General features: G+C 52.0%; 27 protein-coding genes, 2 tRNA genes and 2 pseudogenes. 20 read left to right on the top strand and 11 right to left on the bottom strand.

Features of this window, described 5'->3' with window-relative positions; all coding sequences use genetic code 11:
- Positions 1–58: 58 nt before the first annotated feature.
- Together AC07RN_RS02425 and AC07RN_RS02430 are read right to left on the bottom strand one after the other, a co-directional pair.
- Complete coding sequence (locus AC07RN_RS02425) at positions 59–838, bottom strand: energy transducer TonB (protein WP_478335478.1); 780 nt, start codon at positions 836–838, stop codon at positions 59–61.
- 1 nt (position 839) lies between these two features.
- Positions 840–1,700 carry a ChaN family lipoprotein gene (locus AC07RN_RS02430; protein ID WP_478335479.1) on the bottom strand — a complete coding sequence of 287 codons (861 nt, stop codon included), beginning with the start codon at positions 1,698–1,700 and terminating at the stop codon, positions 840–842.
- Positions 1,701–2,059: 359 nt separating this feature from the next.
- Between AC07RN_RS02430 and AC07RN_RS02435 the strand changes: the two genes are divergently transcribed.
- The 5 genes from AC07RN_RS02435 to AC07RN_RS02455 all read left to right on the top strand — a co-directional run bounded on the left by AC07RN_RS02435 (position 2,060) and on the right by AC07RN_RS02455 (position 5,825).
- A complete protein-coding gene (locus tag AC07RN_RS02435) occupies positions 2,060–3,124 on the top strand; it encodes an FUSC family protein (protein WP_478335480.1) in 1,065 nt (354 codons plus the stop codon).
- A gap of 73 nt (positions 3,125–3,197) precedes the next feature.
- A complete protein-coding gene (locus AC07RN_RS02440) occupies positions 3,198–3,674 on the top strand; it encodes a GNAT family N-acetyltransferase (RefSeq protein ID WP_478335481.1) in 477 nt (158 codons plus the stop codon).
- Between the two features lie 141 nt (positions 3,675–3,815).
- Positions 3,816–4,034, top strand: coding sequence for a ParD-like family protein (locus tag AC07RN_RS02445; RefSeq protein WP_012016898.1), 219 nt, complete (start codon positions 3,816–3,818; stop codon positions 4,032–4,034).
- The gene (gene map, locus AC07RN_RS02450; protein ID WP_478335482.1) at positions 4,015–4,803 is read left to right on the top strand and encodes a type I methionyl aminopeptidase; all 789 of its coding nucleotides are present in this window, start codon (positions 4,015–4,017) and stop codon (positions 4,801–4,803) included. The genes AC07RN_RS02445 and map overlap by 20 nt, the downstream gene beginning before the upstream one ends.
- 107 nt (positions 4,804–4,910) lie before the next feature.
- Positions 4,911–5,825 (top strand): ATP-grasp fold amidoligase family protein, encoded by a 915-nt coding sequence (locus AC07RN_RS02455; protein WP_478335483.1) that lies wholly within the window; start codon positions 4,911–4,913, stop codon positions 5,823–5,825.
- A 15-nt stretch (positions 5,826–5,840) separates the two neighbouring features.
- On the opposite strand, the gene AC07RN_RS02460 is transcribed toward AC07RN_RS02455, so the two are convergent.
- The 3 genes and pseudogenes from AC07RN_RS02460 to AC07RN_RS02470 form a co-directional block, all read right to left on the bottom strand.
- Entirely contained in the window at positions 5,841–6,932 is a 1,092-nt protein-coding gene (locus AC07RN_RS02460; RefSeq protein WP_478335484.1) for an ATP-binding protein, read from the bottom strand.
- Positions 6,929–7,183: pseudogene (locus AC07RN_RS02465) on the bottom strand (winged helix-turn-helix domain-containing protein); the annotation flags it as partial. The pseudogene AC07RN_RS02465 and the gene AC07RN_RS02460, both read right to left, overlap by 4 nt.
- A pseudogene (locus tag AC07RN_RS02470) lies at positions 7,181–7,684 on the bottom strand (MFS transporter); the annotation flags it as partial. The pseudogenes AC07RN_RS02470 and AC07RN_RS02465, both read right to left, overlap by 3 nt.
- A gap of 322 nt (positions 7,685–8,006) precedes the next feature.
- Here AC07RN_RS02470 and AC07RN_RS02475 point away from each other — a divergent pair.
- Genes AC07RN_RS02475 through AC07RN_RS02510 form a run of 8 tightly spaced genes read left to right on the top strand, consistent with a single transcriptional unit; the run spans position 8,007 to position 13,887 of the window.
- Complete coding sequence (locus tag AC07RN_RS02475; RefSeq protein WP_407436554.1) at positions 8,007–8,441, top strand: nuclear transport factor 2 family protein; 435 nt, start codon at positions 8,007–8,009, stop codon at positions 8,439–8,441.
- Complete coding sequence (locus AC07RN_RS02480; protein WP_235135261.1) at positions 8,438–9,157, top strand: SDR family NAD(P)-dependent oxidoreductase; 720 nt, start codon at positions 8,438–8,440, stop codon at positions 9,155–9,157. The genes AC07RN_RS02475 and AC07RN_RS02480 overlap by 4 nt, the downstream gene beginning before the upstream one ends.
- Positions 9,154–10,413 (top strand): NAD(P)/FAD-dependent oxidoreductase, encoded by a 1,260-nt coding sequence (locus AC07RN_RS02485; RefSeq protein WP_478335485.1) that lies wholly within the window; start codon positions 9,154–9,156, stop codon positions 10,411–10,413. Before AC07RN_RS02480 ends, AC07RN_RS02485 begins: the two co-directional genes overlap by 4 nt.
- A gap of 1 nt (position 10,414) precedes the next feature.
- A complete protein-coding gene (locus AC07RN_RS02490) occupies positions 10,415–11,137 on the top strand; it encodes a DUF1365 domain-containing protein (protein WP_478335486.1) in 723 nt (240 codons plus the stop codon).
- A complete protein-coding gene (locus AC07RN_RS02495; protein ID WP_478335487.1) occupies positions 11,134–12,354 on the top strand; it encodes a class I SAM-dependent methyltransferase in 1,221 nt (406 codons plus the stop codon). The genes AC07RN_RS02490 and AC07RN_RS02495 overlap by 4 nt, the downstream gene beginning before the upstream one ends.
- Positions 12,351–12,848: a DUF2878 domain-containing protein gene (locus AC07RN_RS02500; protein WP_478335488.1), complete on the top strand. Its 498-nt coding sequence runs from the start codon at positions 12,351–12,353 to the stop codon at positions 12,846–12,848. The genes AC07RN_RS02495 and AC07RN_RS02500 overlap by 4 nt, the downstream gene beginning before the upstream one ends.
- Positions 12,833–13,360, top strand: a complete 528-nt coding sequence (locus AC07RN_RS02505; protein WP_478335489.1) for a chalcone isomerase family protein — start codon at positions 12,833–12,835, stop codon at positions 13,358–13,360. The genes AC07RN_RS02500 and AC07RN_RS02505 overlap by 16 nt, the downstream gene beginning before the upstream one ends.
- The gene (locus AC07RN_RS02510; RefSeq protein ID WP_012016881.1) at positions 13,357–13,887 is read left to right on the top strand and encodes a DUF3833 domain-containing protein; all 531 of its coding nucleotides are present in this window, start codon (positions 13,357–13,359) and stop codon (positions 13,885–13,887) included. Before AC07RN_RS02505 ends, AC07RN_RS02510 begins: the two co-directional genes overlap by 4 nt.
- Positions 13,888–13,982: 95 nt before the next feature.
- Here AC07RN_RS02510 and AC07RN_RS02515 read toward each other — a convergent pair.
- From AC07RN_RS02515 to AC07RN_RS02525, 3 genes are all read right to left on the bottom strand, one after another.
- Positions 13,983–14,070: transfer RNA gene (locus AC07RN_RS02515), tRNA-Ser, on the bottom strand.
- A gap of 132 nt (positions 14,071–14,202) precedes the next feature.
- Positions 14,203–14,290 (bottom strand) — tRNA-Ser (locus AC07RN_RS02520).
- Between the two features lie 145 nt (positions 14,291–14,435).
- Entirely contained in the window at positions 14,436–16,064 is a 1,629-nt protein-coding gene (locus AC07RN_RS02525) for an ABC transporter substrate-binding protein (protein ID WP_478335490.1), read from the bottom strand.
- A 267-nt stretch (positions 16,065–16,331) separates the two neighbouring features.
- On the opposite strand from AC07RN_RS02525, the gene yccA reads away from it, so the two are divergent.
- Together yccA and tusE are read left to right on the top strand one after the other, a co-directional pair.
- Positions 16,332–16,991 carry an FtsH protease modulator YccA gene (gene yccA / locus AC07RN_RS02530; RefSeq protein WP_407436537.1) on the top strand — a complete coding sequence of 220 codons (660 nt, stop codon included), beginning with the start codon at positions 16,332–16,334 and terminating at the stop codon, positions 16,989–16,991.
- An 86-nt stretch (positions 16,992–17,077) separates the two neighbouring features.
- Entirely contained in the window at positions 17,078–17,407 is a 330-nt protein-coding gene (gene tusE / locus AC07RN_RS02535; protein ID WP_478335794.1) for a sulfurtransferase TusE, read from the top strand.
- Here tusE and yccX read toward each other — a convergent pair.
- On the bottom strand, positions 17,404–17,685 hold the full coding sequence (gene yccX, locus AC07RN_RS02540; protein WP_478335795.1) for an acylphosphatase: 282 nt from the start codon (positions 17,683–17,685) through the stop codon (positions 17,404–17,406). The two genes, tusE and yccX, sit on opposite strands and share 4 nt — an antisense overlap.
- A gap of 94 nt (positions 17,686–17,779) precedes the next feature.
- On the opposite strand from yccX, the gene rlmI reads away from it, so the two are divergent.
- Positions 17,780–18,970 carry a 23S rRNA (cytosine(1962)-C(5))-methyltransferase RlmI gene (gene rlmI / locus AC07RN_RS02545; protein WP_012016876.1) on the top strand — a complete coding sequence of 397 codons (1,191 nt, stop codon included), beginning with the start codon at positions 17,780–17,782 and terminating at the stop codon, positions 18,968–18,970.
- A 60-nt stretch (positions 18,971–19,030) separates the two neighbouring features.
- Positions 19,031–19,348 carry a heat shock protein HspQ gene (gene hspQ / locus AC07RN_RS02550; RefSeq protein WP_012016875.1) on the top strand — a complete coding sequence of 106 codons (318 nt, stop codon included), beginning with the start codon at positions 19,031–19,033 and terminating at the stop codon, positions 19,346–19,348.
- A gap of 34 nt (positions 19,349–19,382) precedes the next feature.
- Here the strand turns inward: hspQ and AC07RN_RS02555 are convergent, their stop codons facing one another.
- The gene (locus AC07RN_RS02555) at positions 19,383–19,796 is read right to left on the bottom strand and encodes a CoA-binding protein (RefSeq protein WP_012016874.1); all 414 of its coding nucleotides are present in this window, start codon (positions 19,794–19,796) and stop codon (positions 19,383–19,385) included.
- Positions 19,797–19,969: 173 nt separating this feature from the next.
- Between AC07RN_RS02555 and csgI the strand changes: the two genes are divergently transcribed.
- Together csgI and mgsA are read left to right on the top strand one after the other, a co-directional pair.
- Positions 19,970–20,632 (top strand): curli synthesis inhibitor, encoded by a 663-nt coding sequence (gene csgI, locus AC07RN_RS02560; protein ID WP_012016873.1) that lies wholly within the window; start codon positions 19,970–19,972, stop codon positions 20,630–20,632.
- A gap of 81 nt (positions 20,633–20,713) precedes the next feature.
- Entirely contained in the window at positions 20,714–21,172 is a 459-nt protein-coding gene (mgsA, locus tag AC07RN_RS02565; RefSeq protein WP_133630646.1) for a methylglyoxal synthase, read from the top strand.
- Positions 21,173–21,206: 34 nt separating this feature from the next.
- Here mgsA and helD read toward each other — a convergent pair whose 3' ends face one another.
- Positions 21,207–23,261 carry a DNA helicase IV gene (helD, locus tag AC07RN_RS02570; protein ID WP_478335491.1) on the bottom strand — a complete coding sequence of 685 codons (2,055 nt, stop codon included), beginning with the start codon at positions 23,259–23,261 and terminating at the stop codon, positions 21,207–21,209.
- 123 nt (positions 23,262–23,384) lie between these two features.
- Between helD and AC07RN_RS02575 the strand changes: the two genes are divergently transcribed.
- Entirely contained in the window at positions 23,385–23,831 is a 447-nt protein-coding gene (locus AC07RN_RS02575) for a YccF domain-containing protein (protein ID WP_012016870.1), read from the top strand.
- The last annotated feature ends 17 nt before the right edge of the window (positions 23,832–23,848 follow it).

Consider the following 23,848-nt stretch of genomic DNA (forward strand, 5'->3'; position numbering starts at 1 on the left):
CTAAACCAAATTTACATCTCAGGCGAAATAATAAGCCTGATAATAGAAGACGTATTTTCTATATTTCTAACAAGCCAAATTCAACCGGGAGCGTCACTTTTTGTACGCCATTTTTCACCAGTTCTTTTGGGGGAGGCGGCAGCGGCCGCGCGCTGATTAGCGCGTTTAATGCCGCTCTATCCAGCGAAAGCGTGCCGGATGACGTGACTAACTTGGTGCTGAGTATTTCACCCTGCGCATCCACACTGAACGCAATCACGGCCGTCCCGGTACGTTTGCGACGTCGTGCATCCTCAGGATAGTGACGCATTTTGTTGATTTTGCCTTTCACCAGCGATTCCCAGCTGATTTCGCTTTTGCTGATCCGAGAAGAGTCCGTATCTAACGGAGCGGCATTGCGCTGAGTCTGCACCGTCTGAACCGGCGGTGCGGCCAGACTGGTGGTCGTTGAATTGCCTTTCTCTTCTTTCTGCTCGCGCTGGCTTTTTTTCTTCGTTTCCGTTTTCTTTTTGGCTTTCGGTTCGGGCTTTGCGGCGGCAATTTTGAGTTCAGCCTCTTCATGCACCAGCAGCTTTGGCATCTCTTTTTCTGGCCTGCGCTCTTCCTCCGTCATCGCCTCCACTTTACGCTGCTGACTGACACCAGGCGGCAGATCGGGTCTGACAAGGGAGACTTCAAACTCAGGTGAGTATTCCACCATCACCGCGGCAGGGGTTGCTATTGGCTGCTCCTGCGCAAAATGAAGGACAAATGGCAGGACTATCGCCACATGGAAAACGACACTGGTGGCCGTGCTTCTCATCCAGGGCGTGCGCGGCATGACGAGTTGTACATTCATATTAAGGTGCTTTTTCCACTGGCACGGACCAGACGTAATCCGCCTGTTTGGCGGTCAGCGTTGTTCCCTCGGTGGTGAGCATCACAACGACAGGTTTTTCGACATTCAGATCCGCCAGATGCAGTGGCACGCCGATATCTTTTGCCGCGTGATAGCCGCCCGCAATCAATAGTGCCGGGCGAGGTGCTTTGCGAATTTGTTCAGCCATAAAACGGTCGCGATGTTGCTGGATGGCGACCATGGCCTTGACCTGTTCGCCACTGATTTGGCCGTCATGCATCAGGTAAATAATGGCAGATAAGGATTCGCGGACCTGCGAACGAGACGATAAATCACCGCGTGGGAAATCAGGATTGTTATACAGCTCAGTGACCTGGCTACGGGTGATATTTGCCGCCAGCAGCGGGTAAGGCCCTTTCAATGCGGTCATGACGACATCACGGTAAAGCTCCCACGGCCAGCCACTTTTCCAGCGCATGGCCTCCGCCGCCCTGGTCGGGCTGAGGGTTGCGCCCATCAGGCTTTCCGCTTTTAAGCGATCCACTACGGCCTGCTGATCGCTATCGATCATTTCCATCAGCACACTTCCCTGCGCACGGGATTGATTCAGATGTTGCAGTAACCAGTGTTCAATCTGGTGGTGTCGCACATTGGTGTGCTCTTCACCGACGATCACAATGGGGGCGCTGGAGATCTTAGCGATGAGCTGCTCAGGCGTCATTACCGTACCGCTCGCTGCGTCTTTGATGCATAGGCACTCAATTGCGTTAGCGTTTTGCGCTGGCGTATCCTTCGGCGGGCTATGACATGCTGCGATCATTAAAACGCTGCCGAGAACCAGTGGTTTTAAGAAGTCATCCATATTTATCATAAGTTTCCGTTTACGCTTTAGCGCTTATTTTACGCTGCAAATTTTGGCGGGATTATAGCCATTGATGATAATGATTATCAAGATCATTCGCATTATCAATTATAGATCTGGGTGAAAAAGAAGGGAATTAACCGCCCATACGTTGCAATAGCCCTGCCACATCACAGCGTATCGGCGTCGCTTGTCGCTATCATGGTTTAGCCTGGCATCGTGGGTCATCGAGACTTAACGGCTATCGCGGTGTATTCCTGTGTACAAAGGCGCGGAACGAATATGCACTATCATTTATGCAATGCGAAATAACCGACGTCTTACTTAAACGGTGAGCATCCTTGAAATGGTGTCATATCGTGGATAAATGCATTCAGTTCATGACCACTTATCTTAAGGCAGGACGTCGGCGCGGATGCGCGTTATTGCTGAAAGAAATCTTCGCGATTCAGGTGATTATCGCGCTGCTATTATCAGTGGTCATTTCTGACCGGCTGGGCCTTGACTACCCAGGTTGGGCCGCGCTGAGCAGCTTTGCCGTGATGAATACGTCCGTAAAGACATCCACGGTTCGTGCTTTTCATCGCGTGTTAGGAACTGCGATCGGCGGAGGTTTGGCCCTGATGCTGAGCCCTTTTCTTATTCATAATTCTGTTTTTCTTGTGCTGTTTTGCGCAGCAATCGGAAGCGTGGCGGTATGGCGAGCGGAAGTCTCAACCTGGTCTTATTCGTGGGTGCTCGGCGCGGTAACCTCCATGATGGTGATGGCCCAAGCGCAGAAGGCCAGCGACTTACTCCATCTTTCCCGCTTTACGTTTAGCCGCATCGAAGAGGTGATATTAGGATGTGCGGTATGTGTTTGCGTCAGCTTGATTTTCACCCCTATTAACCGGCGCTCGCAGCGCGTATCGACTCAACAGAGTGAGCCTCAACCCTCACAACACTTTCTGTTACCCCTGCAGGCCGGTATTACGCTATTGCTGGTTACCCCTCTCCTGCTGATCTTTCATATGACGGGATTCTGGCAGGCGATGGTGTCCGTTCTGGCACTTTTTGTCCTTCCGCCCTCGACTCAGCCCGCGCAGCAGCAGATCAATCAGCGAATGCAGCAACGCTTTGCGGGATGTATGGCCGCGACGCTGCTAAGTTTGGTTCTGTTAGCGTTAATGCCCCCTTCCCCGCCAATTTATCTGGTTACGTTGACCGCAGGCGTGTGGCTAGGGTGCCACCTACAGCAGGGAAAACCCTCCGTCAGCTACTTTGGAAGACAGTTTACCGTCGCATGGATTATTGTTTTCATTCAGGATACGTTATGGGTAACTGAGCCCGTTCAGGCCGTCATGCGCACTCTCAGTATTGTGATGGCGATGATTATCATCGCAATGGTTATGCTATTTTTTCGGTCGCTAAAGATAACGCTCTGAGCATTATTTCCCATGATTAATCACAGGTCTGGAAGATATTTTATCCTGCCAGATGCAATAAAAGGATTTCCCCATGATCGTACTTCGCCCTATGCATGAAAAGGAATTTTCAGGCTATCTGGACTATTTCATTCCAGATTATGCACAGGAAATTGCCTCGAATTATCGACTTTCTGCTGATGAATCCCTAGCAAAAGCAAAACAGGAAATCGCTACCGATCTTCCTGATGGCGTTAATTCCTCCGGGCAGGTTTTGCTGTGTCTGTTTATCCAACAGGATGAACTGGACAGCCATGTTGGCTACCTGTGGTACAAACCGGATTCGGCTACGCGCACAGCCTTCATCTACGATTTTCATATCTTCAACGCGCGCCAGGGACAAGGTCTGGGCAAACAGGCGCTGCGCGCGTTTGAACAGATGTTGCAGGAACAGGGTTTTGAACATATCAGACTGCGAGTTGCTGGAGACAACGCCCGTGCCCGCCACGTCTACGAAGCCAGGGGTTTTGGGGTAACGGGATTTAACATGAGCAAGACGATAGCGGGTTAATATTTCCTCCGGGTAGACCTTACGTCCGCCGCTTCTGGCGTCTTTTCGACGTAAAGGATCTTAACCTGCCGCCAAATTCACCATGACATCTTCCTGCGAAAGATATACGCTTTATATATAAAATATAATAGAGTGTATGCTATGGGTATTGTTAAAATTTCTGACTTGCTGCATGAAGATGTCCGTGACGCCAGCAAAGCCATGTCACGTTCAGTGAATGCACAGGCTGAATATTGGATCCGCCTGGGAATGATGAGCGAGCTTTACCCGGAGCTTAACTATCAGCAAATTAAAATGATGATGCTGAAATCTGGCTCTGACCGTTTAATGGAGGTGATCAATGCCATCAATTCCCATTAAAACTGCTGATGAACTCGCCCGACAGCGGCATGCGGGCGCGTTACTTGCTTCCGTATTCGAAATGCTGGACACCTTTATTGTGCCGGGCGTGACCACCCTGGAAATCAATAATCGTGCAGAGGCATTTATTGTTGATACGTTACAGTCCCGCCCCGCCAGCAAAGGTCAATACGATTATCCTTATGTACTGAATACTTCGGTGAATGAAGTCGTGTGTCACGGCATCCCGAAAGCGAACGAACACCTTAAATCTGGCGCTATCGTCAATGTCGATATCACGCTGGAGAAAGAGGGCCTGATAGCGGATTCCAGCAAAATGTACCTCATCGGAGATGTCTCTCCGCTGGCGCGTCGGTTGGTCGAAAAAACATGGGAAGCCATGTGGCTCGGCATTAAAACGGTAAAACCGGGTGCGAGGTTAGGTGATGTTGGACATGCTATCCAGACGCATGTTGAAAAATGCGGCTATAGCGTTGTCAGGGAATATTGTGGGCACGGGATAGGCAAAGAGATGCATGAGGAACCGACGGTGCTGCACTACGGTATACCCGGGACGGGCGAAGTGTTGCAGGAGGGGATGGTTTTTACCATCGAACCAATGGTCAATCAGGGCAGCAGCAAAATAAAAACCAAAAAAGACGGTTGGACGGTCGTGACCCGGGATAAAAAACTCTCGGCCCAATGGGAACATACTATCGCTGTGACCGCAGACGGTTTTGAAGTATTAACGCTGCGAAAAGATGAGATTATTCCGGACCACATCGTATAAGACTGATGGCGCTCAGTTGAGCGCCCAGACTCCACACCCCATCCATAATCCGAACATTATAAATCAATTATCCTCCGGCACACTGTTCATTGTGCTTAGGGGGAACCATGAACAGCGTAAATTACATACTGAAATACACCGAATATTTAATCAGAAAATCTCGGGTGTTTTTTATTACAGACCTGAATTATCATTCTGCCGCTCTGAATAAAATATCCGGAAGGCATTCGAATTTAAAAAAACCAGAAACCCTGAATGAGAAGATTTGCCACCGACTTGTCTTTGATCATAACGAATTGTATACCTTACTCGCTGATAAACTGGCAGTACGAGAATATGTCCATGCACGTACACGGTTGGTCAAAACTGTGCCCTTGATTGGCATCTACAAAAAAGTAGAAGAGATCAATTTCAATCAACTGCCCGAAAAGTTCGTTTTGAAATGTAATCATGACAGTGGCAGCGTTGTAATCTGCAAAGACAGAAAAAAATTCAGCCCTGTGAAAGCATTAAACAGGCTTAAACTGGCACTCAAGAAAAACATGTATTATACAACCCGAGAGTGGCAGTATAAATCCATAAAGCCGGTCATTCTATGCGAGCCGTTTATCGATATATTTTCAGGACAGGCTAAAAACAGTACGCCAGAAATGTTAAGGATACATTGTTTCCACGGTGTCGCGTGTTTTCTTGAAGCTGACTTCACGGATGAGAGCGGAAATGAATTTATTAATGTCTACGACCGTTCATGGAATCTGCAACCTTTTCAGATGGAATATCCCAATACTCCGCAGGCTATTCCGGAGCCCAATTTATTCCATAACGCGATAACGGCAGCTCAAGAGTTAGCAAAGGATATTGACTATTGCCGTGTCGATTTAATGCTGAAGGGTGATGAAATTTACTTTAGCGAGATAACCTTAAGTCCTAAACGTGGGAAGCTTAAAATTACCCCCGCGATCTGGGATGCTAAGTTAGGCGAAATGTGGAATTTACCATCGGCTCAAAGCAGGTTTAATTAAACCTGCTCTGCCCTTCTACTTTTTGCACTCAAGAACGGGCCAGGACAACTCAAAAACTGAGTGGTTGTCTCGCGTGAGTTTGTAGCTCGCATTCCCTTTGTGGGCGAGCATAATGGCTCTGACCACAGATAACCCTAACCCACATCCCTCCGGGTTAATATTTCGTGCAAGTTCTCCCCGCTGGAAGGGCTGAAATAAATCCCCCTGGAATTCCTCAGGAATTCCAGGGCCTTTATCCTGAACGAGGATGAAATTATCTTTCCCATACGAGCCGTTTTTTATAATAAGCGTTCGTGATGTGGAATATTTTAATGCATTATCAAAAAGAACGGTCAGACACTGAATAATACGTAAAGGATCGCAGACACAATGCTGAGATTTCAATTCAGTTATGAGCGTAAATTGCTTACGCTGAAATTCTGGTAAGAAGTTTTCCAGTGCATTCCTGATGGTTTCTTCGAGATCGATCTCACGGAGTTTGAGCGAATAATCGGCGCCTCCGGAGGAACTGACAACCCGAAGATCCTCAATTAAATTAGTCAGACCTTCGGTTTGCTTGAGCAGATTTCTGAAGAGAGCTGGGTCTGGCTCGAACACACCGTCAACCAGCCCCTGAAGCCTCCCACGAAGAATCGTCACAGGCGTCCTCAGCTCATGCGCAATGGCAGCATTCCATAAATTCCGCTGGACATCCAACTTCTGCAATTTCTCAGCCATATCGTTGAAATTATTGACGAGATTATTCATTTCTCCCAGCTGAGAGTTCGTACAAGATGCCCTTGCGTCAAGATTCCCTTTCGATATTTGTTTCAGACTGTATGCGACTGCATTCAGTGGCGTCAGTATTCTTGATGAGAGTTTAACGGTAAAGAAGAGTGAAACGGCCAGGCTGATGGCTGAGGCAATCGCGATCCATGTCCAGTCCAGTCCAGTCCAGTCCAGGAGGGTCATCTCATCTTCATTTGCTGCGAGGCCGCCCCCCGGAAGATAATCAATCAAAAAACTATAAAATAACCAGGACCCCAATATGGCGATAACAATAATAATGAAGGTCAGCGAAAGCATGTACGTCAATATTTGACGACTGAGAATGGCTTCTTTATTCATTTATTCTCACCCAACCGATAGCCAAGTCCTCTGATACTATCCGGGACGCCTTTAAGCCCCGCGTTTTCTAGCTTTTTCCGAAGCTTACTCATGTGGCTGTCGACGGTGCGATCAAGTGAATCGCCTTCAGATAAACAGGCATCAAGTAATTCTTCGCATGAGCAGACCTTTCTGGGGTTCCTGGCCAGATGCGTCAGGAGCTTAAACTCAGTCGTGGTCAACACAGGCGTAACCACCTCACCCGCGACCGTGCATGCCATCAACAGGAAAATACCGCCAATTCCCCAGTACCAGGCGATACCGCCGCCGATCAACGCCGTTAAGAAATTCCCGGCATGGTTGAAGGCTTCATTTTTGCCCATCTGGGCGCTAAATCCATTTTGCCCCGTCAGACCCAACGTAATACCGGTGATAAGTGGGCCGACAAACGCCGCGCAGACACCGCTGATAATTTGGGAGAACGCGGCGATACCGTCACCTTGACTGAACCAAATCAGCAGAGTGCTCACGGTGATCATCACGCAAAGTACGGCCAGCAGAGCGCGTTTATTTTTAGAGGTGTCAGTGATAAATCCAGCAGGCAGTGTGGCCAGCAGTCCTGCGACGCCGCCTGCTGTCATTAAAAATCCCACCTCATCAGGTTGCCAGTGACGTTCAGTGAGAAATATCCCCAGAAAGGGACCCAAACCATCACGCACATCAGCAATAAAAAAACTGGTCAGGCACAGCGCCTGCAGTGAACGAAGAGACATATTTCTCGCCTTGAATGTTGTTATTGACTCTGATCGCGACGGTTTATGCTCAGCATTCGTCCACCCAAAACATCATGGAATATATCGATGTTCAATGAATATAAGATGTCTTCCGAAATTCTGCTCTGTTAAGCCATCCTCAACGGTGCAGCCTACGCCGCTTTAAAAAAACGTCAAAAACCCGACTAAAAGTACCGATCACAACCATCTGATAAACATCAAAAATAAAAAATATACAATTCTAAACTTGGACAAATAATCGTATTTGTGTAAGTTTTAAGTATGCAGTTACGTCACGTTATTTACAGTCAGGGTGAGACTCATGAGCACTATGCCGTCGGTTATCAATCGATTTATGGACTATTACGCAGAGCTCGATAGCCAGCCACCGTCGGCGCTGGCGGCGCTCTATCATCCTGATGCGGCCCTCATCGACCCATTCGGCGAGCATCAGGGGCTGTTTGCGCTCCAGCGTTACTTCACGCATCTGCTGGCGAACGTGGATCACTGCCGCTTTGTTATTGATGCCCCGCTCTGCGTCACCGACCGTTTTGCCGTGACATGGACCATGCACTGGTCTCACCCGCGCATTTCCGGAGGGGAGAAACTTGCCCTGCCTGGGTGCTCGGTGGTGGACGTGCAGGACGACCAGATTATTCGCCAACGCGACTACTACGATGCCGGGGAGATGATCTACGAACATCTTCCCGTGCTGGGCTGGGCGGTGCGTGGCGTCAAAAGGAGGGTGCGCTCATGATGACTGTCCTCATCACTGGCGCAAGCTCTGGCATTGGGGCTGGGCTGGCAAAATCCTGGGCGGATGAAGGGTGTCACGTTATCGCCTGCGGCCGGGATCCAGCCCGGCTGGAAGCGCTGCATCAGTACAACGCCAATATTACGGTTCGTCTGTTTGATATGACGGACAAAGCGTCCTGTCTTCAGGCGCTAGCCGGATGTCATGCCGATCTGGTGATTCTCTGCGCGGGCACCTGCGAGTACCTGGATAACGGTGTCGTGGATGCCGCGCTGGTCGAACGGGTGATGAACACGAATTTTTTGGGGCCCGTGAACTGCATCGCGGCACTTCAGTCGCAGCTGGTGGCGGGCAACCGCGTGGTGTTGGTCAGCTCGATGGCGCACTGGCTCCCCTTCCCTCGCGCAGAGGCCTATGGCGCGTCAAAAGCGGCATTGACGTGGTTTGCCGAGAGTTTGCGTCTGGACTGGGAGCCGAAGGGAATTGCCGTCACGGTAGTCTCGCCGGGTTTTGTCGACACGCCCCTCACCCGCAAAAATGATTTCTCCATGCCCGGTCAGGTCAGCGTAGACAGCGCCGTGAAAGCAATCCGTCGCGGTCTGGCAAAAGGGAAAAACCACATCGCGTTTCCCACGGGTTTCAGTCTGATTTTACGCCTGCTGGCAGGCTTACCCGGTTTTCTTCAACGCGCCCTGCTGCGCCGGATGGTGCGCTCATGAATATCGCAATTATTGGCAGCGGCATTGCCGGAATGACCTGCGCCTGGCGTCTGGCCGGGCATCATAATGTCACGATTTTCGAGGCAGAAGCGACACCGGGCGGGCATACCGCGACGGTCGATGTCACCACGCCACAAGGCACCTATGCGATTGATACGGGGTTTATTGTTTACAACGATCGTACCTATCCGCGCTTTATGGGTCTGCTCAGCGAGTTGGGTATTCACGGGCAAAAAACCCAGATGAGTTTCTCGGTGCACAATCCGCAAAGCGGTCTGGAATACAACGGGCACACCCTGACGTCGCTTTTTGCCCAGCGGCGTAATCTGCTCAACCCCAGATTCTGGGGTCTGCTGAAAGACATCACGCGCTTTAACCGTGAGGCGAAAGCCGCGCTGGCAAGCCGTGTTGACGAGAACGCCACGCTCCAGACGTTCCTGGAACAGCACGGCTTCAGCCCGTTTTTTGCCCGTCATTACATTTTGCCAATGGGCGCTGCCATCTGGTCGTGCTCTCTTCAGGAGATGCGTCGTTTTCCGCTGCCGCTGTTTTTGCGCTTCTTTGAACATCACGGCCTGCTGGATATCACCGATCGCCCGCAGTGGTATGTGGTGCCGGGCGGCTCACGAGAGTATCTCCGCGCCATGCTGGCGCAACTGGGCGATCGCGTGACCCTGCATCTTAACGCGCCAGTGCAGCAGGTATTCCGTCATGAAAAGGGCGTGAAGATTCAACTAGAGGCAACAAGCCATGCCTTTGACCAGGTGATCTTCGCCTGTCATTCCTCACAGGCGCTGGCGATGCTTGACGACCCAACCCCTGCTGAACGCGAGGTGCTGGGAAATATCGGCTGGCAGCGTAATGAGGTGGTTTTGCACAGCGATCCGCACTGGCTGCCGGTGCGCGAGCGCGCCTGGGCCAGCTGGAACTATCGCCTGAGCGAGCGCGATCAGGCCAGCGCGTGCGTCACCTACAACATGAATATTTTGCAGGGATTGCCAGCCGGAAGCCCGTTGTTCTGCGTCACGCTTAACCCCGAAACCGCCGTGGACGAGCGCTATGTCCTGAAACGTTTTGTCTATGAGCACCCGCTGTTTAATCCGAAAAGCTGGCGCGCACAGGCCCGTCGCCACGAGATTAACGGCCACCAGCGGAGCTGGTATTGCGGAGCCTACTGGTACAACGGGTTTCATGAGGATGGCGTTCGCAGCGCACTTGATGTAGTGCACGGCATTGCCTGCGGAGAGGGAAACTGAGATGAACAGTTGCCTGTATCAGGGGATTTTACGCCATCGCCGTCTCCAGCCTAAAGCGCACCATTTTCGCTATACCGTTTTTATGGCCTGGATCGATCTCGATGAGCTTGATGCGCTGCCTTCGGTCGGGATCCGGCGTAACCGGTTTGCTGCCGCAGCCTTTTACGATGCGGATTATCCCCTCGGCGCGCCGCTGAAAGAGAACGCGCTCAACCGTATTGAAAGCCTGACCGGTGAACGTCCCGATGGCCGCGTGATGCTCCTGACTCAGCTGCGTTATCTCGGTTTTCACTTTAATCCGGTCAATTTTTACTATTGCTATGACGCAACAGACACCCTGCGCTGGGTGCTGGCCGAGGTACGCAACACGCCGTGGAATGAGCGTCATTACTATGCCGTGGATGGCCAGACGACACGCCCAATTGAAAAAGCTTTTCACGTTTCACCGTTTAACCCAATGGACATGGTCTATCACTGGCGCTTTAACAATCCCAATAAAACGCTGCATATGCATATTGAAAACCATCAGGAATCGAAGGTCTTTGACGCCACGCTGATGCTGAAACGTGAGCCACTCACGCGCGCGGCCCTGCGATCCCTGCTGTTGCGTATTCCGTTGATGACCTTAAAAACCGTCCTGACGATTTACTGGCAAGCGCTGCGGCTATGGTTGAAGCGCGTGCCTCTTCACAACCACCCCGTTAGCAGGAGTGAACGCTCATGACCGATCCTGCCTTTGCGCTTGATCCCGATATTCCGCGCAACGTCCGTCTCGCTCGCTGGCTGCTCTTTCGTCTTTTAGGCGGTATCAGCAGCGGTTCGCTTACCGTACGAGAAGGGACGCAGGCCTTCCATTTTGGCGACTCGTCTTCCGCGCTGCGCGCTGAAGTGCAGATTCTGGCCCCGGACGTTTACTGGCGGCTGCTGACCGGCGGAAGCCTTGCCGCCGCTGAAGCCTGGATGGATGGGGAATGGGAAACACATGACCTGACATCGCTGTTGCAGTTGCTGGCGCTAAACAGCAGCGTGCTGGGGCGGCTTGAAAGCGGTTTTCGCGTGCTGGGCAAACCCGTGGAGCGCCTTCGACACTGGATGCGTCGCAACCACCGCGATCAGGCGCGGGAAAATATCGCCGCCCATTACGATCTCGGCAATGAGTTTTATGCGCACTTTCTCGACCAGGAGCTGCTCTACTCCAGCGCATTATTTACCGCTGATGAGCAGGATCTGACCCTCGCGCAACAGGCAAAAATGGCGCGACTGTGTGAACAGTTGTCCCTTAGCGCAAGCGATCATCTGCTGGAAATCGGTACCGGCTGGGGCGCGATGGCGGAATACGCCGCGCTTCACTATGGCTGTCGCGTCACCACCACCACGTTATCGCAGGAGCAATTCAACTGGGCAAAAGAGCGGATCGCCCGCGCGGGATTGCAGGATCGGGTTCAGGTATTGCTCTGCGATTATCGCGACTTGACGGGTGAATACGACAAGCTGGTGTCGATTGAGATGATAGAAGCAGTGGGTCAGCACTATTTGCCCGCGTTCTTCAGCACCTGCCAGGCACGCCTGCGCCCGGGCGGCAAAATGGCGATTCAGGCCATTACCATTCAGGATCAACGCTATCGCGACTACAGCAAAAGCGTTGATTTCATTCAGCGTTATATCTTCCCCGGCGGATTTTTACCGAGCATTACCGCGATGAGCGAGCTGATGACGCGCCACACGGATTTTGTTGTCCGCAATTTGTTCGACATGGGGCCCGATTACGCGCGCACGCTGGCTCACTGGCGGCAACGTTTTCTCCACGCCTGGCAGGATATTGAAAAACTGGGCTTTGATGAACGCTTCCGCCGGATGTGGCTCTATTATTTTGCCTACTGCGAAGCCGGATTTAATGCACGCACCATTAGCGTGGTGCAGTTGACTGCGGAGCGCGTATGAACCGCCACGTGCAGGTGTTTCTGATAGCGATTGCGTTCGATCTTTACTGGACGCTGGTGGTGCTGTTTCGCGAGCGTGGGCTGTTTTTGTGGCTCGCACTCGCGGTTCTGGCCTGCCTGATGCTCTCGCCTGCACATCGGCTTTATGCGCTTCTGCTGGCGGCGATGGGCAGCGGTCTGGATACCCTCTGGGCGTTGACGGGGTTGATCGACTTTCACGGGGAGGCGTTGTTACCGCTTTGGATGATGGCGCTGTGGCTGATGTTCGCCACCGTCTGGACCCATCTGACCCGAACAACCACGCTCCCGGGATGGATCCTTACGCTGATGGGAACCCTCGGCGGCCCGGTGGCGTACATCATTGGCGAACGGTTAGGCGCAATGACTTTTCTGGAACCGGCCTTTGTCGTCGTCAGTTGGATGGCGCTGGGGTGGCTTACCCTGATGCTGTTATTTCATATTCTGATGGGGAGACGACCATGCGATCCGCTTTAATGGCGCTGCTGTTGCTGGTTATCATCACGCCGGTGACCCATGCCGCCGACTGGTTAAGCTGGCGCAAAGTGGGCGATGCGACTCTCACCTGGGGGCCCTTTTCCGTCTACACCTCACAGCTGCGCACGCCGGACGGCATCTACACCGGGCCGGGGAAAAATCAGGCGCTAATCATTACCTATAAACGTGACATCAGTAGTGACGATTTGGTCGACGCCACGCGTGACCAGTGGCAGGCGTTGGGCATTATGGCGCGTGAACCGCAGAGTGAATCCTGGCTGCGTATGTTGCAATCGCTTTGGCCCGATGTGGTGCCAGGCACCCAATTAGCATTTGTTTTTAACGATCGGCAGGGACAGTTCTGGTATCGCGCCTCCGCGGCGCAAAAAACCTTCACTCCGCTCGGTCCGCGCCAGTCTGAAGTCTTTAGCACCCATTTTTTGGCGATATGGCTTGACCCCAATACGCAATATCCCGCGCTGCGTGAGCAGTTAATCGGAGGTAAAAAATGAAACGCATTCTGGCATTGGGCGCAGCCCTGATGATGTTACTGGCGGGCTGTAGCGCGGACATTAGCGATTATCGAAGCCAACAGCCGTCACTCGATATCTTCCGCTATTTCCAGGGGAAAACCGAGGCGTGGGGCATGGTACAAGATCGCAGCGGCAAGCAGTTGCGTCGCTTTCACGTTGAGATTGCTGGTGATGTCATCGGTGATACGCTGACGCTGAATGAACATTTTGTCTATGACGATGGCGAGAAGCAGCATCGGGTCTGGCACATTCGCCGCGTAAGCGCCGATCGGTACGAAGGGACTGCGGGCGATATTGAAGGCGTGGCAACGGGCCAGGCGGCAGGTAACGCCTTTAACTGGCGCTACAGCATGAACGTGAAAGCGGACGGCAAAACCTGGCTGCTGCACTTTGACGACTGGATGTACTTGCAGGACGGCACGCATCTGTTTAACAAGACAGAGATGAAAAAGTTCGGCGTCACCGTCGCAACCGTCACGCTGTTCTTCACCCGAAAAGAGCCGTAGCAGGTTTTTTAAAATCGGTTTTACAGATGACGAACGTTGCCATAGCCGTAAATGAAAAAACCCCTCGATATTGCTATCGAGGGGTTTTTCGTATTTGGCGGAAGCGTAGAGATTCGAACTCTAGAACCCTTTCGGGTCGCCGGTTTTCAAGACCGGTGCCTTCAACCGCTCGGCCACGCTTCCTAAGTGAGGCGCAATATAAACGTCTATTAGCGCCTTGTAAAGCAGGAATTTTTCTAAGTTTACTCGCGTGCATTTTTGCAACGTGTAAAATCAAAAAACCCTGCGATATTGCTATCGCAGGGTTTTCGAATTTGGCGGAAGCGTAGAGATTCGAACTCTAGAACCCTTTCGGGTCGCCGGTTTTCAAGACCGGTGCCTTCAACCGCTCGGCCACGCTTCCTAAGTGAGGCGCATCATAAACACCTCACCTTGCGCTGTAAAGAGTGATGTCATTCATTCGCTTCAAAAATAGCCAAAACGTGATTAATTGGTTGAAATAAAAACGCATTGACCATTTTATCAGCATGAAATCTCACTTGTTCGCCTTAATGCTTTTTGATGTACATATCTTTGGTGTAATAAAAGCCCAGTTTATCGGGCGTAAATCCACCGACCCATGGTTTCACCAGATGGGTTCTGACATAGTGATACACCGGAATGGCGGGCACATCCTGCGCCAGCAGATCTTCGGCTTGCTGGTAGAACTTGCCGCGCTCTTCAGGGGTTTTCGCTTTTGCCGCCTCCACCAGCGCATTGTCATAAGCCGGATTACTGTACTGGCTGGTGTTTTCACTATCACCGGTACGGAAGTTATTCAGGAAAGTCGCGGCATCGTCATAATCCGCAATCCATGCGTAACGCACCGCATCAAAATTATGGGTGTGCATGGTATCCAGCATGGTTTTCCACTCCTGATTTTGCAGCTTGGCTTCCACGCCCAGGTTTTTCTTCCACATCGAACTCGCCGCAATAGCGATGCGCTGATGCGATTCCGAGGTGTTATAGAGCAAATTAAAGCTGAGTGGATGGGTGTCGTTGAAACCCGCGTCGTTCAACAGTTTTTTCGCCTCCGCGATACGCTTGTCGATTGGCCAGCTCGCGTAGTCCGGGTTCTTAAGCTTAACGCCGCCAATGTCCGGCTGACTGACAAGCCATGCCGGACGCTGACCCTGCCCCAACACTTTGTCGGCAATAATGTCTTTATCCAGCGCCAAGTTCAGCGCTTTGCGCACGCGCACATCATTAAACGGCGGTCGGGTGGTATTGAATTCGTAATAATAGGTGGCGAGCTGCGGCGACACGTCCAGCTCCGTTCCCAGCGTTTTTTTAAGCTGAGCGAACTGGTTGATAGGCACCGTATAGACGATGTCGATCTCACCGGCCTTGTAGCGGTTCACATCGGACGCTTCAGATGTAATCGGCAGATACGTGACCTTGTTGATTACCGTATGTGCATTATCCCAGTAGCGCGGGTTACGTTCGGCGACAATGCGCTCGTTGACCACCCACTGCGAGAGCTTATACGCCCCGCTACTGACGAAATGCTCCGGTTTCGTCCACTTTTCACCAAAGCGGCCGATCAGCACTTTATCAACCGGGACGAGTGAGGGGTGCGCCAGCATGGCGAGAAATGCCGCATTAGGCTGGTTCAGCGTGACTTCCAGCGTGGTGTCGTTGATGGCTTTCACGCCCAGCGAATCCGGCGTTTTCTTGCCCTGCGCGATATCTGCGGCGTTGACGAGATGCATATTGCCCGGATAGCTGGCGTAAGGTGACGCCGTTTTCGGGTCAACCAGACGCTGCCAGCTCCAGACCACATCCTGCGCGGTGATGGCGGTGCCGTCGCTCCAGGTGATGCCAGGACGTAAATGGAAAGTCCAGACGGTGTTGTCTTTATTCTCCCATTTCTCTGCCAGTCGCGGCACAATCTCACCGCCTGGCGAGACGCTGACAAGCCCTTCGAACAAATCACTGATAATATTGAATTCGACGTCGCTTTCGACTTTATGCGGATCGAGCGATGCCGGTTCACTGCCGTTGTTTCTGACCAGTTCCTGTTTTTCTGCCAGTTGGGTTCCTGCTGGCACGCTAGCGGCCCAGCTCGCTGTGCTTGCGCACAGGATGCTCGCGGCCAGCAAAGAGAGTGTAAAGTTAATGCGTGATGGTGATTTCATTTATTCGCCTTATTGTCTATTTTTTGACGATGCGCATTCACTCTTAGCGCTCTAACTGTATTAAGGCAATATTTTTCAGTAACCTATAAGAGGTTGATCTGAATAAATTCGTCAAACCACGCTTCCTGCTAGTGAAACAAATTTATTCGGGATAAAGCTTCAGCACCGCCCCTAAGGTGTTGAGTAAAGATGGGTAAAACCATTTTGCTACAGGCGCAACCTTTCCTATTCTTGCCGTTAATTACATCTGTCATAAGAGAGTGGCTCATGGATCGTATTATTAGTTCTTCACGCGACCGCACGTCGCTACTCAGCACCCATAAAGTGCTGCGCAACACCTATTTCATGTTAAGCCTGACGCTGGCGTTTTCTGCGCTAACGGCGACAGCCAGCACCGTGCTGATGCTGCCATCTCCGGGCCTGATTCTGACGCTGGTGGGCATGTATGGTTTGATGTTCCTGACCTATAAAACCGCTGACAAACCAATCGGTATTCTGTCCGCGTTCGCCTTTACCGGCTTCCTGGGGTATATCCTCGGCCCAATGCTGAATTCTTATCTGTCTGCGGGCATGGGCGACCTCATCGGCATGGCACTGGGCGGTACGGCACTGGTGTTCTTCTGCTGCTCGGCGTACGTTCTGACGACCCGTAAAGACATGTCTTTCCTGGGTGGGATGTTGATGGCAGGTGTCATCGTTGTGCTGGTGGGCATGGTGGCGAACATCTTCCTGCAATTGCCAGCGCTGCATCTGGCGATAAGCGCGGTGTTCATTCTGATCTCTTCAGGCGCAATCCTGTGGGAAACCAGCAACATCATTCACGGCGGTGAAACGAACTATATTCGCGCAACCGTGAGCCTGTATGTGTCGCTGTACAACATCTTTGTCAGCCTGCTGAGCATCCTGGGCTTCGCAAGCCGCGATTAACCCCACACGCTTTGAACAGAGCCTCGCTTATGCGGGGCTTTGTTTTTTGGTACACTGCGCGGGTTTTGACTGACGTGTGAATGATTATGCTGAGCTTTGAAGGTAAAGAGATAGAAACCGATAACGACGGTTATCTGAAAGAGAGCAGCCAGTGGAGTGAAGCGCTGGCCGTCGCGATTGCTGAAAAAGAGTCGATTACGCTGTCGCCTGAGCACTGGGAAGTGGTGCGGTTTGTGCGTGAGTTCTATCTGGAATTCAACACGTCGCCTGCGATCCGCATGCTGGTGAAAGCGATGGCTAAAAAATTTGGCGAAGAGAAAGGCAACAGCCGTTACCTGTATCGCCTCTTCCCGAAAGGCCCGGCCAAACAGGCGACCAAAATCGCCGGCCTGCCAAAACCGGTGAAATGTATTTAATAGCGAATACTGAATTTGTCATATTCGCGGTCGGGTTGGTGAGGTTCCGTTAAGACTTTTTCAACCCGGGCGCTGCGCGGCCCGCCTGCTTTCAACCAGGCAATCAGTTGCTCAATGTTATCCGCCTCACCACAGGCAACAACTTCGACACTGCCGTCATCCAGATTGCGCGCGTAGCCCGTTAACCCGAGCTTTAACGCCTCGCGTTGCGTGCTGTAACGAAACCCGACGCCCTGGACCGTGCCGTGAACCCACGCGATTGTGCAGACTTTTGACATCATCGTTTCCCCTATCCTGCTCTGGCGCGTTGCTTTTCCTGACTGAACTCGGGAAAATAGCGGCCATTTTATTGAATCGACAGAAAAGCAAATTATGAGTGTACGTTTAGTGTTAACCAAAGGACGCGAGAAGTCATTACTGCGTCGTCATCCCTGGGTGTTTTCCGGCGCGGTTGCGCGCATGGAAGGCAAAGCCAGCCTCGGTGAAACCATCGATATCGTTGACCATCAGGGAAAATGGTTAGCTCGCGGCGCATACTCGCCTGCCTCGCAGATTCGCGCGCGCGTCTGGACGTTCGATAAAGACGAAACCATCGACATCGCGTTCTTTACCCGTCGTTTACAGCAGGCGCAGCAGTGGCGCGACTGGCTGGCGAAACGTGACGGGCTGGACAGCTATCGTCTGATCGCCGGTGAATCCGACGGCATGCCGGGCGTGACGATCGATCGTTTTGCCAATTTCCTGGTGCTGCAGCTCTTAAGCGCTGGCGCAGAATACCAGCGTGCTGCGCTGATCAGCGCGCTGCAAACGTTGTACCCGGAATGCGCCATTTACGATCGCAGCGATGTGGCGGTGCGTAAGAAAGAGGGTATGGAGCTCACGCAAGGCACCGTCACCGGTGAACTGCCACCTGCCCTGCTGCCAATCGAAGAGCACGGCATGAAGCTGTTTGTCGATATTCAGGGTGGGCACAAGACCGGTTACTACCTCGATCAGCGCGACAGCCGTCTGGCCACGCGCCAGTATGTTAAAGATAAACGCGTGCTGAACTGCTTCTCCTACACGGGTGGCTTTGCCGTTTCGGCGCTGATGGGCGGTTGCAGCCAGGTAGTGAGCGTTGACACTTCACAGGAAGCGCTGGATGTCGCTAAGCAGAACGTTGAACTGAACAAGCTGGATCTGAGCAAAGCGGAATTCGTTCGCGATGACGTGTTCAAGCTGTTGCGTAAATATCGTGACCAGGGTGAGAAATTCGACGTCATCGTGATGGATCCTCCGAAGTTCGTCGAAAACAAAAGCCAGCTGATGGGCGCGTGCCGCGGCTATAAAGATATCAACATGCTGGCGATCCAGTTGCTGAATCCTGGTGGCATTTTGCTGACGTTCTCCTGTTCTGGCCTGATGACGACCGATTTATTTCAGAAACTCGTCGCAGATGCCGCTGTAGATGCGGGTCGTGATGTACAATTTATAGAACAGTTCCGCCAGGCAGCCGACCATCCTGTGATCGCTACCTACCCGGAAGGGCTCTATCTGAAAGGGTTTGCCTGTCGCGTCATGTAACTTGAAAAGTGAAATGTTGCCCACACATCTTGTGTATGTAACATTTTTCGGGAGGTGACAATGATTGCCAGCAAATACGGTATCGGCCAGCAGGTTCGCCACTCTCTCCTGGGGTATCTGGGTGTGGTGGTGGATATAGACCCGGAATACTCACTTGACGAACCCTCAGCCGATGAGCTGGCGGCTAACGCGGAACTTCGCGCAACGCCCTGGTATCATGTGGTGATGGAAGACGATGATGGCCAACCCCTTCACACTTATCTGGCAGAAGCACAGTTAAGCAGTGAACCGCAGGACGAGCATCCGGAGCAGCCGTCGATGGACGAATTGGCGCAAACTATCCGTAAACAGCTCCAGGCCCCGCGCCTGCGAAATTAACCCATAAAAAAGCCCGGAATGCGCCGGGCTTTTTTTATTTCGCCAGACCTAAACGCGGTATATCAATTGCCGGACAACGATCCATCACCACATTCAATCCCGCATCACGCGCCAATACCGCCGCCTGCTCGTTGATAACTCCAAGCTGCATCCACAGCGTTTTCGCACCAATCGCAATCGCCTCCTGCGCTACGCCCCACGCCGCTTCAGAGTTTCGGAAGACGTCGACCATATCTACCTTTTCTGGAACATCCGCCAGCGTGGCATAGCCTTGCTGCCCCAATAGCGTTTTACCGGCCACTTTCGGTGATACAGGAATGACGTGATACCCCTGATCGAGAAGATATTTCATCACCCGATAGCTTGGGCGATCGGGTTTGTCACTTGCGCCTACCAGTGCGATGGTGCGGGTCGAGGTCAGAATGCCGATAATATCGTTCTCTTTCATGGTGTTTCTCCTGGCTTTTTTTAAAGTGTACGCCAAAGAACCGCAGGCAACCATTCATCCCATACATCTGTATGAGGGCAAAACGTCGGAATATGTCTATATGTTAGTAAACGTGTTTATCGAAAAATTTAGATACATTATTACGACGAAAGTATATTCGACGGGAGCGCCCTATGAAGACTGGCATTGTCTCAGCTGTACTTGCGTTAGTGATGCCGGTTTGCGTGTATGCCACGACGCTTCGGTTATCAACCGACATCGACCTGCTGGTTCTGGACGGAAAAAAAGTCTCCAGTTCATTACTGCGGGGGGCGGACAGTATTGAGCTGGATAATGGGCCGCATCAGATCGTCTTTCGTATCGAAAAAAATATTCGCCTCTCCAATCATGAACAACGCCTTTATATTTCTCCCCCGCTGGTAGTGAGTTTCAACACCCAAAAAATCAGCCAGGTGAATTTTAATTTGCCGCGTCTGGAAAACGAACAGGAATCCGAGGCGTTTGAGGCAGCGCCGCGAATTGAATTACTGGATGGCGATGCCATGCCCATTCCCGTGAAGCTGGATATTTTGGCATTAACCAAAACGCCGAAGGGAACGGATTATGAAGCGGACACCGAACGCTACAACAAAGCGGGCAAAAGCGCGTCGTTACCGGGATTCGCCACCATGATGGCCGACGACAGCACGCTTTTATCCGGCGTATCGGAACTGGATGTGATCCCCCCGCAATCTCAAACGCTGACCGAACAGCGGCTTAAATTCTGGTTCCAGCAGGCCGATCCCGAGACCCGCACGCGATTTTTGCAATGGGCGAAGCAGCAACCTTCGTCATAAGCCGCATTTTTTTGCCCTTTCTCTTGCAGCATCAGGCGCTTCCCGTCATCTTGTAGCCAGTTAACCTGACGGAAAGAGATTATGGAACTGACGACACGTACCCTACCAGAACGTAAGCACATTGCGCTGGTGGCACACGATCATTGCAAAAAAATGCTGCTTAACTGGGTTCAGCGCCACCAGCCGTTGCTGGAAAAACACAACCTGTCGGCGACAGGCACCACGGGCAATCTGATTCATCGTGAAACAGGGCTGGAAGTGAATGCGATGCTGAGCGGCCCGTTGGGTGGCGACCAGCAGGTCGGCGCGCAGATTTCGGAAGGCAAAATTGATGTGCTGATTTTCTTCTGGGATCCGCTGAACGCAGTCCCACACGATCCGGATGTGAAAGCCTTGCTACGCCTCGCAACGGTATGGAATATCCCTGTGGCCACTAACCTTTCAACCGCAGACTTTATTATTGAGTCACCGCACTTCAACTCATCGGTTGAGATTCTGATCCCTGATTACCCGCGTTATCTGGCCGAGCGTCTCAAGTAAAAAGATGCCGGGCTAACATTGAGCCCGGCACACACTAGGGTTTTCTCGCCACTGGTACATCGATATTTTTCAGAATATCCACAAAACAGGATGGATTATCCTTAGCGAACAGCAGCCAAACCCGGTGACGCGCACGGGTCATCGCGACATAGAGCAGCCGACGTTCTTCCGCATCGGGGTAATCTTCTGTCTCGGGCAACAGCGCCTGTTCCATAACTGACTCCCGCGCCGGTGCCGGGAAACCATCGCTCCCGTCCTGTAAGCCGAGCACAATCACGAAATCTGCCTCCTGCCCTTTGCTGGCGTGGATGGTCATGAAATCAAGCTGTAGCTTGGGCCAGCGCATGGCCGCTTTTTCCAGAAGTGACGGTTTAAGATGATGATAGCGCGCCAGAATCAGAATCCGTTCGTCTGCTTTGACAAATCCGCTCAACTTATCAAGCAGGGCTTCAAGCTGATCGTCTGGCAGCAGCATGACGGCTTTTTTATCGCCCGATGAAAGACTGTTGAGCGGTTTTGCCAGCTGATGGGGGTTTTGCTGAATAAACCGGTTAGCGATTTCACCGATGCGCGAGTTAAAGCGATAGGTGGTATCCAGATCGCTGCGATCGCCTTCGCCAAAGTAGTGGTGGAACGCGGTCGTTAACGACAGTTGAGCCCCACTGAATCGATAAATGGCCTGCCAGTCGTCACCTACTGCAAATAACGAGGTGTGTTTATTTTGTGCTCGTAATGCGGCCAGCAAAGCGGCGCGCTGCGGAGAGATATCCTGAAATTCGTCCACCAGAATATGCTTCCAGGGGCTGACGAAACGGCCCTTCTCGAGAATGATAATGGCCTGATGAATCAGCCCGGAGAAATCCACCGCGTTTTCTTCTTTCAGCGCGGTTTTCCAGGCTTTCACTAGCGGCGCCATCAGTTTGACGCGTTTTGTAAAGAGCGCGCGCACTTCCTCGGGCGCACTCTCAATCATCTCCGCCTGTGAACCACCATGCATGCGCATCAGACTCACCCAGCGGTCCAGACGCGATCCCAGACGCCGCATCAGTTTTTCATCCTGCCAGAAACTGCCTTCAGGTACCGTCCAGTTGAGTTCTTCTTCAAGCCACTGTCGCCATCCCTTTGCCATGGCCTTTTTTTCGCTACACTGCTGCTGCAACGTCTTAATAAACAAAGAAAGCCTGGCCTGGGTGTCGTTTTCCAGTTTACTGATAACAGGCGCTTTTTTACTGCCCTGCTGAATGATGTGCAGGGCCAGTGCGTGGAATGTTCTGGCCGTGATGTCTCGCGTATGCAACCGGTCGTGAATACGTTCGTCCATTTCTTGCGCGGCTTTACGCCCAAACGCCAACAGCAGAATTTGCTCGGCTGTCGCTTCGCCTCTGGCGAGCAACCATCCTGCGCGGGCCACCAGCACTGATGTTTTTCCGCTGCCTGCGCCCGCCAGCACCAGCAGTGAATGCTCCCCGTTGACCACGGCTCGCGCCTGCGCAGGGTTTAAAGGCGAAGATTCGATTTGGCTGAAGAATTCCGCGTGCTGCGCCAGCATCTCGTCGGTCCATGCCTGATTATGCGCGAGCCTGCTTTTATCTATATCGGTTAACCACGCCTGGCATTGACGCCAGGCATCGCGGCAATTTTCAAACTCATCAAGTCGTGAAACCGGAAGCGGAAGCGCGGTAAGGGCCTGGTGAATGCGTTGCTGCATGTCAGCCGTTTGGGCGCGCGTGAGCCATTTTTTTTGTTCACTGCTCTGCGCGATATCGGCTAAAACCTGCTGGAGCACTTGCCTCGCGACCTCGCTCATCTCATCGCTCCACTTTTGCCAGAGCGTATTGAGCTGATGATGAAATCGCTGGGTTTCGGCCCATTCCGTTCCATGCAAACGAACCACTTTATCCGCAGGTAAGACAAACTCCAGTTCGCCCCACACCAGGCCGCGCTTGCAATGAATAGCTAATAACTGATTGAACGGAATGAGGTACTCGTGACGCTCGCCCGAGACTTTCACGCCAGCGTTGAGCAGAACAACTTTATCGTAAGGATGTTGCGCCAGGCGTTTGCCTAATGATGTTGCTTTTAGTTCCATGTCCAGCCTGATCCACGCAGTGATAGTTTACGCATTAGTTTACCTGCCAGTTTTCAGGTGCTCCAGCCTAAAAAAACGTTACAATCATCAGGCTTTAATCATATCGAAAAGAAGTGAGGGTTTATGCGTACCGTTCTGAATATTTTGAACTTTGTCCTTGGCGGTTTTGCCACGACGCTTTCCTGGCTTTTTGCCACGCTGGTCAGCATTGTGCTGATTTTTACACTTCCGCTAACGCGCTCGTGCTGGGAAATCACCAAACTGTCCTTTGTGCCTTACGGCAATGAAGCCATTCATGTTGATGAACTCGAGCCCGGCAACAAAAATGTCCTGATGAATACTGGCGGAACATTGCTGAATATTTTATGGCTGATCTTCTTTGGCTGGTGGTTGTGCCTGATGCACATCGCAGTAGGCATTACACAGTGTATTACGATTATCGGTATTCCGGTTGGGATCGCCAACTTCAAGATTGCGGCTATTGCTCTGTGGCCGGTAGGTCGACGCGTAGTCGCCGTGGAAGTTGCGCAGGCTGCACGTGAATCCAATGCCCGCCGTCGTTTTCAGTAAATAAGGATAAGCCGCCC

This window comes from Lelliottia sp. GFLA7 (genome assembly GCF_056490165.1).

Coding starts and splice junctions, on each gene's coding strand:
- yccA (WP_407436537.1), top strand. CDS start 16,332: ATGGATCGTATTATTAGTTCTTCACGCGACCGCACGTCGCTACTCAGC.
- AC07RN_RS02475 (WP_407436554.1), top strand. CDS start 8,007: ATGAGCACTATGCCGTCGGTTATCAATCGATTTATGGACTATTACGCA.
- hspQ (WP_012016875.1), top strand. CDS start 19,031: ATGATTGCCAGCAAATACGGTATCGGCCAGCAGGTTCGCCACTCTCTC.
- rlmI (WP_012016876.1), top strand. CDS start 17,780: ATGAGTGTACGTTTAGTGTTAACCAAAGGACGCGAGAAGTCATTACTG.
- AC07RN_RS02525 (WP_478335490.1), bottom strand. CDS start 16,064: ATGAAATCACCATCACGCATTAACTTTACACTCTCTTTGCTGGCCGCG.
- csgI (WP_012016873.1), top strand. CDS start 19,970: ATGAAGACTGGCATTGTCTCAGCTGTACTTGCGTTAGTGATGCCGGTT.
- AC07RN_RS02555 (WP_012016874.1), bottom strand. CDS start 19,796: ATGAAAGAGAACGATATTATCGGCATTCTGACCTCGACCCGCACCATC.
- AC07RN_RS02500 (WP_478335488.1), top strand. CDS start 12,351: ATGAACCGCCACGTGCAGGTGTTTCTGATAGCGATTGCGTTCGATCTT.
- AC07RN_RS02490 (WP_478335486.1), top strand. CDS start 10,415: ATGAACAGTTGCCTGTATCAGGGGATTTTACGCCATCGCCGTCTCCAG.
- AC07RN_RS02575 (WP_012016870.1), top strand. CDS start 23,385: ATGCGTACCGTTCTGAATATTTTGAACTTTGTCCTTGGCGGTTTTGCC.
- AC07RN_RS02440 (WP_478335481.1), top strand. CDS start 3,198: ATGATCGTACTTCGCCCTATGCATGAAAAGGAATTTTCAGGCTATCTG.
- AC07RN_RS02485 (WP_478335485.1), top strand. CDS start 9,154: ATGAATATCGCAATTATTGGCAGCGGCATTGCCGGAATGACCTGCGCC.
- helD (WP_478335491.1), bottom strand. CDS start 23,261: ATGGAACTAAAAGCAACATCATTAGGCAAACGCCTGGCGCAACATCCT.
- AC07RN_RS02480 (WP_235135261.1), top strand. CDS start 8,438: ATGATGACTGTCCTCATCACTGGCGCAAGCTCTGGCATTGGGGCTGGG.
- AC07RN_RS02495 (WP_478335487.1), top strand. CDS start 11,134: ATGACCGATCCTGCCTTTGCGCTTGATCCCGATATTCCGCGCAACGTC.
- AC07RN_RS02505 (WP_478335489.1), top strand. CDS start 12,833: ATGCGATCCGCTTTAATGGCGCTGCTGTTGCTGGTTATCATCACGCCG.
- mgsA (WP_133630646.1), top strand. CDS start 20,714: ATGGAACTGACGACACGTACCCTACCAGAACGTAAGCACATTGCGCTG.
- AC07RN_RS02455 (WP_478335483.1), top strand. CDS start 4,911: ATGAACAGCGTAAATTACATACTGAAATACACCGAATATTTAATCAGA.
- tusE (WP_478335794.1), top strand. CDS start 17,078: ATGCTGAGCTTTGAAGGTAAAGAGATAGAAACCGATAACGACGGTTAT.
- yccX (WP_478335795.1), bottom strand. CDS start 17,685: ATGTCAAAAGTCTGCACAATCGCGTGGGTTCACGGCACGGTCCAGGGC.
- AC07RN_RS02460 (WP_478335484.1), bottom strand. CDS start 6,932: ATGAATAAAGAAGCCATTCTCAGTCGTCAAATATTGACGTACATGCTT.
- map (WP_478335482.1), top strand. CDS start 4,015: ATGCCATCAATTCCCATTAAAACTGCTGATGAACTCGCCCGACAGCGG.
- AC07RN_RS02425 (WP_478335478.1), bottom strand. CDS start 838: ATGAATGTACAACTCGTCATGCCGCGCACGCCCTGGATGAGAAGCACG.
- AC07RN_RS02445 (WP_012016898.1), top strand. CDS start 3,816: ATGGGTATTGTTAAAATTTCTGACTTGCTGCATGAAGATGTCCGTGAC.
- AC07RN_RS02430 (WP_478335479.1), bottom strand. CDS start 1,700: ATGGATGACTTCTTAAAACCACTGGTTCTCGGCAGCGTTTTAATGATC.
- AC07RN_RS02510 (WP_012016881.1), top strand. CDS start 13,357: ATGAAACGCATTCTGGCATTGGGCGCAGCCCTGATGATGTTACTGGCG.